Genomic DNA, 7,186 nt, shown 5'->3' with positions numbered 1-7,186 from the left:
GTGAGAGCTGGCTTGCCAGCGAAAGCGTCAGCGGCGTCGCCGCCATAGCAGCACGGCCGCCAGCATCAGCCCCAGCCCCAACGCCGCCAGTCCGTACAACTGGTCATACCCCAGCAACGGTTTCTCCACCCGCACATACCCCGGCGCGGCGAACAGCCCCTTGAGCGCCGCGTCGGCCTGCGCCAGGCTGACTTCACGCAGGCGTTGCCCAGGTTCGCCCACCCGCCCCTCGGCATAGTCGTTCAGCGCGCCCCAGTAGTAATCGGCCAGTGCACTGTTGCCTTGGCTGGTCCATGCCTCACGCGCAATCGCCGCGCCCTTGATGCGTTCGAATGTCGCCGGCTCCAGCCCGTCCTTGCGCAGGCGCTCGATCATCTGCCCCAGCAGGCGCTCGGCCTGCTCCACCTGGTCGCGGTCGACATCGGCATTCAGGCTCAGCAGGCCGGTATCGCCAACGCTTTCGCGCTGCGCCGCAGGCCCATACGACAAGCCGTGCTGCAAGCGCAGCTCGCTGTACAGCGCCCAGTCCAGGTAGCGCTGCAGCAGGTCGTAGGTCGCGTCGTGCCCTGCGTCCAGCACCGGCTCGAGGAATATCCAGTGCAACCGCGCGCTCTCGCCCAGCCAGCCGCGGGTCAGTTCGCGGCGCGCCTCGGCCGGGTGGGTAACCCCTTCGAGCACCCGACGCTCACCCGGTTCCACCGGCTCCAGCTGGCCGTAGGTGCGTTCCAGATAGGCCGGCAACAGCCGGTCAAGGCCACCCACCACGATCAGGCTCATGTTGTTCGGTGCGTACCAGTGCTGGCGCAGCGCATCCACTTGCGCCAGGGTCATGTCCTGCACCGACGAGCGTTCGGCGCATTTGAGCCCCAGCTCCACGGCCAGTTGGTCGCTGGCACGGTGCCCCAGATCCTGGCGGTCGAGCCAGCGCTGCAGGTGGGTGTAATGCCCGCCGTCTTCACGTTCGACGATTTTTTTTGATATTTGCAGCGCGTTGTCGTCTATCTTGGTGTCGCGCAGTGCCGCCAGCAACAGGTCCAGGACCTTACGCTGGTTGCGTGCCGGGGCTTCGATGACAAAGGTGGTGTCGGCGCTGCTGGTGTAGGCATTCCATTCTCCACCCAGTGCTTGCATGCGCGTTTCCAGGCCGCCTTCGCCGCTGTCGTCGATGCCGCTGAACAGCAGGTGTTCGAGCAGGTGCGGGAGTTCCTGGCGCTCACACGGGAAATCGTCGAAGCCGATGCCCACCACCAGGCGGATGGACACGTGGTCGCGCTCGTAGCCGGTCTTGAGCAACACCTGCAGGCCGTTTTCCAGCAGGTAGCCTTCGACCTGGCTGCGGTCCAGGGCAAACCCCGGCGTAGCGCCAAGCAACAGGCAAAACAACATCAGGCAACGCATCGCAAGCTTCCTTGCACAGGTTCGTGGCAGCACCGGGTCACGGCGAATGGGCATCGTCCGGCACGCTGTCGATCAGCAAGGCACCGGTGTCGCCGCCGCCCAGTACCGTGTAGGCGCTGCTGCAGAACAGTGAGTTCAGACGTTTCATATCCGCGATCAGCTCCAGGTGCAGGGAGCTGGTCTCGATACTTTGCACCACCTTGCGTTGCAGGCGGCTGACATGCGCGTGGGCCAGGCGTCGTTCCTGGGCGCGGAAACGGCGCTTTTCGCGCAACAGCTGGCGTGCGCTCTCCGGGTCGCCACTGAGAAACACCGACAGCCCCAGGCGCAGGTTGGACAGCAACTGGGTCTGCAGCACGGTCAGTTCTTCCAGGCCGACCTCGGAGAACTCGCGCCGTTGCGCGGTTTTCTGCTGCTGAACCTTGCGCAGCATGCGTTCGATGAGGTCGCTGGCCAGCTTGAGGTTGATCGCCAGCTCGATGATCTCGGCCCAGCGTCGGCTGTCCTGCTCGCTGAGGTCTTCACGCGGCATCTGCGCCAGGTACAGCTTGATCGCGTTGTACAGGCCTTCGACGTCGTCGCTCAGGCTGCGAACCTGCTGGGTCAGGGCCGTCTGGGTGCCACGCAGCACGTTGAGCATGGCATCGAGCATGTTGTCGACCAGGTCGCCCAGGCGCAGGGTTTCACGCACCGCATTGGCCAGGGCGAGGCTGGGCGTGACCAGTGCGGTGGGGTCGAGGTGGCGTGGCTTGGCATGCCCGTTGGGTTCTTCGCGCTCGGGCAGCAACCAGCGGCACAGTCGCGCCATGGGCGTGGCGGTGGGCAGCAGCGCCACGCAGCGCAGGGTGTTGTAGAGCAGGTGGAAGCCGATCACCAGCTCCTGCGGGCTGAAGCTCAGGCTGTCCATCCAGTGCACCAGCGGGTCGAGCACCGGGATGATCAGCAGCAGGCCGATCAGCTTGTACAGCAGGCTGCCCAGCGCCACCTGGCGCCCGGCGGCGTTCTGCATGCTGGTGCTGAGAAACGCCAGCAGGCCACTGCCGATGTTGGCGCCGATGACCAGGCCGATGGCCACCGGCAGGCTGATCACCTCGGCACCGGCCAGGGTCGCGGTGAGCAGCACCGCGGCCAGGCTGGAATAGGACACCAGCGCAAACAGCGCACCGACCAGCGCATCGAGCAGGATGTCGCCGGTCAGCGAGGCAAACAGCACCTTCACGCCCTGGGCCTGGGTGATTGGTGCTGCCGCCTCGACGATCAGTTGCAAGGCCAGGATGATCAGCCCCAGGCCGATGCCCACGCGGCCCAGTTGGCCGGCGCGGGTCTGTTTGCGCGACAGGAAGAAGATCACCCCGAGGAAGATCAGCAGCGGTGACAGCCACGACAGGTCGAAGGTCAGCACCCGCGCCATCAGCGCGGTACCGACGTCGGCACCGAGCATGATCGCCAGGGCCGGGGTCAGCGCCATCAGGCCCTGGCCGACGAACGAAGTCACCAGCATCGCCGTGGCGTTGCTGCTTTGCACCATGGCCGTGACCAGGATGCCGGCGATGAACGCCAGTGGCCGCCTGGCCATGTTCTGGCTCAGCACCCGGCGCAGGTTGGACCCGTACACGCGCAGGATGCCGGTGCGCACGATATGCGTGCCCCAGATCAGCAGGGCCACGGCCGAGAGCAGGTTGAGCAGGGTCAGCATACGCAAAGCCCCCCTGTTTGAGGTGCCCCAGCGGGGCAATGGATGATGCCGTGAGCCTGGCCTGGTGACAGGCGGTTTTTCCCAGTGCTCACTTTAGCTTTAGTCGGCCAGGGGCCTTGGCGCCAGCATGGCATGCCTGTTCAGGCTTTGAAACCTTGGTTGGCTGCGCGGGCGTCTTCGCTGGCAAGCCAGTGCCCACCGGATCGCCGTTGTGCGAAAAAACAAAAGGCCCCGCAGGGGGCCTTTGTTCAACGCAGCCAGTGTTACTGACCCGGAATGTCCTTGCGAAGTTTCACCGGATCGCTTTGCTGTTTCTTTTTCGCCGCTGCCGTGCGCATCTTGATGTTGATCGCTTCCACCGCCAGCGAGAACGCCATGGCGAAGTAGACATAGCCTTTTGGCACATGCACCTCGAACGCTTCGGCAATCAGCACGGTGCCCACCACGATCAGGAACGACAGCGCGAGCATCTTCAGCGACGGGTGCTTGTCGATGAAGTCGCTGATGGTCTTGGCGCACAGCATCATCACCAGTACCGCGACGATGATCGCCGCGACCATCACCGGTACATGGGAGACCATGCCCACTGCAGTGATCACCGAGTCCAGCGAGAACACGATGTCGATGATCGCGATCTGGATGATGGTGTAGAGGAACTTGCCCCCCGCCTTGCCTGCTTCGGGCTCGTCGTGGGTTTCGTCCTCGCCTTCCAGGCCGTGATAGATCTCCTGGGAGCTCTTCCACAACAGGAACAGGCCACCGAAGAACAGGATCAGGTCGCGCCCGGAAATGCCCTGGCCAAACACATGGAACAGGTCGGCGGTGAGGCGCATGACCCAGGCGATCGACAGCAGCAACAGGATGCGCGTGATCATGGCCAGGGCCAGGCCGAAGATCCGGGTACGCTGCTGCATGTGCTTGGGCATGCGGCTGACCAGGATCGAGATCATGATGATGTTGTCGATGCCGAGAACGATCTCAAGGGCCGTAAGCGTTAAAAAGGCAACCCAGATCTCTGGGCTGGTCAGCCATTCCATGTTTGTTCCTTCGAGCGTGAGGCGTTGCGCGCCAGGCAGGCCGGCGCGCAATCGGTTGGATGAAACCGTTGAATTATAGGCTGCTGAAAAGCGGGAAGATTCCCATCAGCAGCGCGGCGAGCATTATGCACAGGCAGACCAGTACTGCCCACTTCAAGGTGAAGCGCTGGTGGTCGCCGAACTCGATACCGGCCAGCGCCACCAGCAGATAAGTGGAGGGTACCAGCGGGCTGAGCAGGTGCACCGGTTGCCCGACGATCGACGCGCGGGCCATCTCGACGGGCGAGATGCCATAGTGGCTGGCGGCTTCGGCCAGTACCGGCAATACGCCGTAGTAGAACGCGTCGTTGGACATGAAGAAGGTGAACGGCATGCTCACGATCGCGGTGATCACCGCCAGGTACGGACCCATTGCATCGGGGATCACGGCCAGCAGGCTCTTGGACATGGCCTCGACCATGCCGGTACCCGACAGGATGCCGGTAAAGATACCCGCCGCGAAGATCAGCCCCACCACCGCCAGTACGCTGCCAGCATGGGCCGCGACGCGGTCTTTCTGCTGTTGCAGGCACGGGTAGTTGACCACCATGGCGATACTGAAGGCGATCATGAACAGCACCGGCAGCGGCAGCAGGCCGGCGATCAGCGCCACCATCAGGGCAAAGGTCAGGGCGCCGTTGAACCACAGCAGTTTCGGGCGGCGGGCGTCGGGGTATTGCGATACGCTGATTTCGCTATGGTCGATCTCGTCGCCCGGCAGGTGCAGTTCGCCCAGGCGCGCACGTTCGCGCTTGCCGTACATATAGGCGATGGCCAGGATGGCGATGACGCCGAAGGCCATGGCCGGGATCATCGGCACGAAGATATCCGACGGGTCGACATGCAGGGCGCTGGCGCGCGGGCGGTGGGGCCGCCCCAGGGGGTCATGTTCATCACCCCGCCGGCCAGGATGATCAGGCCGGCCATGATCCGCGGGCTCATGCCCAGGCGGCTGTACAGCGGCAACATGGCGGCCACGCAGATCATGTAGGTGGTGGCGCCGTCACCGTCGAGCGAGACCACCAGGGCCAGCACGGCGGTGCCGACCGAGACTTTCAGCGGGTCGCCCTTGACCAGTTTGAGGATCTTGCGCACGGCCGGGTCGAACAGGCCGGAGTCGATCATCAGGGCGAAGTAGAGGATCGCGAACATCAGCATCACGCCGGTTGGGGCAAGCTTGCTGATGCCTTGCAGCATCATCGGGCCGATATCACCCGAGAAGCCGCCGAACAGGGCGAAAATGATCGGTACCAGGATCAGCGCGATCAAGGCCGACAGGCGCTTGGTCATGATCAGGTACATGAAGGTGATGACCATGGCAAAGCCGAGGAAGGTCAGCATGGGGCAATACTCCAGGCGTGGCGCGTCGAAAAAAGGACGAACGGAATCAGCGCGCGAGGCGCGGTGCGTGGAGTAACGGCGGGGGTACAGCGCGAAGGCGGGCGTGGAAGGACATCAGTATCACCATTGTTGTTGTTAATTGAGCCGGGCGCCGCAGTAAAGTCAGTGGCCCTGGCGACCGGTCTTATGCCGGTGGTGAGGCGATGCTAAGGGCACAAGCTTTCAGCCAGCTTTCGACGGCACAAAGGCGACAGAAGGTTGTACGCCTGCGGTGTGATAGCCTTGCAGGCTAAGACGGCAAACGGACCAGGGCACATGCTGACGAGATTAGAGCTTGAAAATTTCGGACCCTTGCAGTCCTTGCAGTGGAACGCTCTTTCCAATGTCAATTTAGTCATTGGCCCCAACAGCTGTGGCAAGACGTTCATTCTCAAGGCGCTGTACAGCGTTGTGCGCTCCCTGGAAACGCATCAGAGGGGGCATGAGCCTCGTTCGCTTGCGGAGATTCTTTACGAAAAACTGTATTGGACATTCCAGGCAGACAAGATTGGAGACTTGGTCACCAAAGGTGCGAAATCTCCTTTGTCTTGTACCGTAGCGTTCGGCGAGCAGGCCCTGCAGTTCGGGTTTGGCAAAGACACCGCCAAAACCATACGGCGCCCGTCGGCGATTTGCAGTCACTGCCCAGCAATTCAATTTTCCTGCCGCCCAAGGAAGTGCTCAGTCTTCAGAGCATTATTCTGAAAAGCCGCGAGCTGGATAATGAGTTTGGGTTTGACGATACCTATTACGACCTGGCCAAAGCCCTCAGCCTGACCACTACGCGTGGGAATAATTACCGAGAGTTCGCTAGCGCTCGCAGTGACTTGGAAGAGATGCTGGGTGGCAAGGTCGAGTTCGACAGCGCGAGTAAACGCTGGCAGTTCAAAAAAGGTAATCAGAAATACCCGATCGGTGCCACGGCTGAAGGCATCAAAAAAATCGCAATTCTGGATACCTTGCTGGGAAATCGCTACTTGGCCCTGGGTTCGATCATTTTCATTGATGAGCCCGAGTCAGCGCTCCATCCAACGGCGATTTCCAAACTCATCCAGATTATTGTCATGCTCTCCCAGCGGGGCATTCAGTTTTTCATCGCCAGCCACTCCTACTTCGTGATCAAGGCACTTTACATCGAAGCACGCCGCCAAGGGGTTTCGTTACCGGTGCTGTCCTCCATCGACGGGCGATGGAAAGCGGACAACATGCAGCTTGGGATGCCCGACAACCCGATTGTTGATGAATCCATCAGACTCTATGAAGAGGAAGTGGAGTTGGCCCTGGAATGACGGTCGAATTCGAGGAATCAGGCATGCACTTCGGGCCTTTTGAAGGGGCTGCATGTTTCCCTATCGAGACTTCTGACATCTACAAGTCCCTGCAGGCGAACATGAAGATTGTCGAGTTCGTGCTTGCCCGAAGTCATGGTAATGAGGTCGCTGAGCTACTTTTTGTGGAAGCAAAATCCACTGTGCCTCGCGATGCTGCCCCCTTCATGGATGAAATACGGCAAAAATTGACCAATGCCTTGGTGCTGATTACCGCCATACTGCTGGAGCGTCATGGGCCCGAGAACAAGCGAGCCCTGCCAGCTGATTTTCAACGAATTCGGCTTTCGTCGGTGGCGTTCAAGCTG

At 61.6% G+C, this 7,186-nt stretch carries 6 protein-coding genes and 1 pseudogene; 3 read left to right on the top strand and 4 right to left on the bottom strand.

From position 1 onward, the window contains the following. Positions 1 to 27: 27 nt before the first annotated feature. The 4 genes and pseudogenes from G3436_RS18950 to G3436_RS18935 all read right to left on the bottom strand — a co-directional run bounded on the left by G3436_RS18950 (position 28) and on the right by G3436_RS18935 (position 5,511). A complete protein-coding gene (locus tag G3436_RS18950; protein ID WP_163948022.1) occupies positions 28 to 1,398 on the bottom strand; it encodes a M16 family metallopeptidase in 1,371 nt (456 codons plus the stop codon). Between the two features lie 37 nt (positions 1,399 to 1,435). Next, on the bottom strand, positions 1,436 to 3,094 hold the full coding sequence (locus G3436_RS18945; RefSeq protein WP_163948019.1) for a Na/Pi cotransporter family protein: 1,659 nt from the start codon (positions 3,092 to 3,094) through the stop codon (positions 1,436 to 1,438). Between the two features lie 263 nt (positions 3,095 to 3,357). Continuing rightward, positions 3,358 to 4,131 carry a TerC family protein gene (locus tag G3436_RS18940; RefSeq protein ID WP_163948016.1) on the bottom strand — a complete coding sequence of 258 codons (774 nt, stop codon included), beginning with the start codon at positions 4,129 to 4,131 and terminating at the stop codon, positions 3,358 to 3,360. Between the two features lie 73 nt (positions 4,132 to 4,204). Next, positions 4,205 to 5,511, bottom strand: a pseudogene (locus tag G3436_RS18935) (CitMHS family transporter). 315 nt (positions 5,512 to 5,826) lie between these two features. On the opposite strand from G3436_RS18935, the gene G3436_RS29010 reads away from it, so the two are divergent. The 3 genes from G3436_RS29010 to G3436_RS18925 form a co-directional block, all read left to right on the top strand. Then, positions 5,827 to 6,255 (top strand): AAA family ATPase, encoded by a 429-nt coding sequence (locus G3436_RS29010; protein ID WP_420801227.1) that lies wholly within the window; start codon positions 5,827 to 5,829, stop codon positions 6,253 to 6,255. Beyond that, positions 6,183 to 6,839: an AAA family ATPase gene (locus G3436_RS27835; RefSeq protein WP_243667217.1), complete on the top strand. Its 657-nt coding sequence runs from the start codon at positions 6,183 to 6,185 to the stop codon at positions 6,837 to 6,839. The genes G3436_RS29010 and G3436_RS27835 overlap by 73 nt, the downstream gene beginning before the upstream one ends. Further along, positions 6,836 to 7,186 (top strand): hypothetical protein (locus tag G3436_RS18925; RefSeq protein ID WP_243667216.1); only part of this gene is annotated, 351 nt, incomplete at its 3' end. The genes G3436_RS27835 and G3436_RS18925, both read left to right, overlap by 4 nt.

Origin of the sequence: Pseudomonas brassicae (genome assembly GCF_010671725.1) — a bacterium.
Classification (GTDB): domain Bacteria; phylum Pseudomonadota; class Gammaproteobacteria; order Pseudomonadales; family Pseudomonadaceae; genus Aquipseudomonas; species Aquipseudomonas brassicae.
Note: the sequence above shows the minus strand (reverse complement) of the source record. Positions and strands in the feature narration are given on the sequence as shown.

What these genes read in the sequence shown, in the direction of transcription:
- G3436_RS18950 (WP_163948022.1), bottom strand. Translation starts at nt 1,398, where the DNA reads ATGCGTTGCCTGATGTTGTTTTGCCTGTTGCTTGGCGCTACGCCGGGG.
- G3436_RS18940 (WP_163948016.1), bottom strand. Translation starts at nt 4,131, where the DNA reads ATGGAATGGCTGACCAGCCCAGAGATCTGGGTTGCCTTTTTAACGCTT.
- G3436_RS18945 (WP_163948019.1), bottom strand. Translation starts at nt 3,094, where the DNA reads ATGCTGACCCTGCTCAACCTGCTCTCGGCCGTGGCCCTGCTGATCTGG.
- G3436_RS29010 (WP_420801227.1), top strand. Translation starts at nt 5,827, where the DNA reads ATGCTGACGAGATTAGAGCTTGAAAATTTCGGACCCTTGCAGTCCTTG.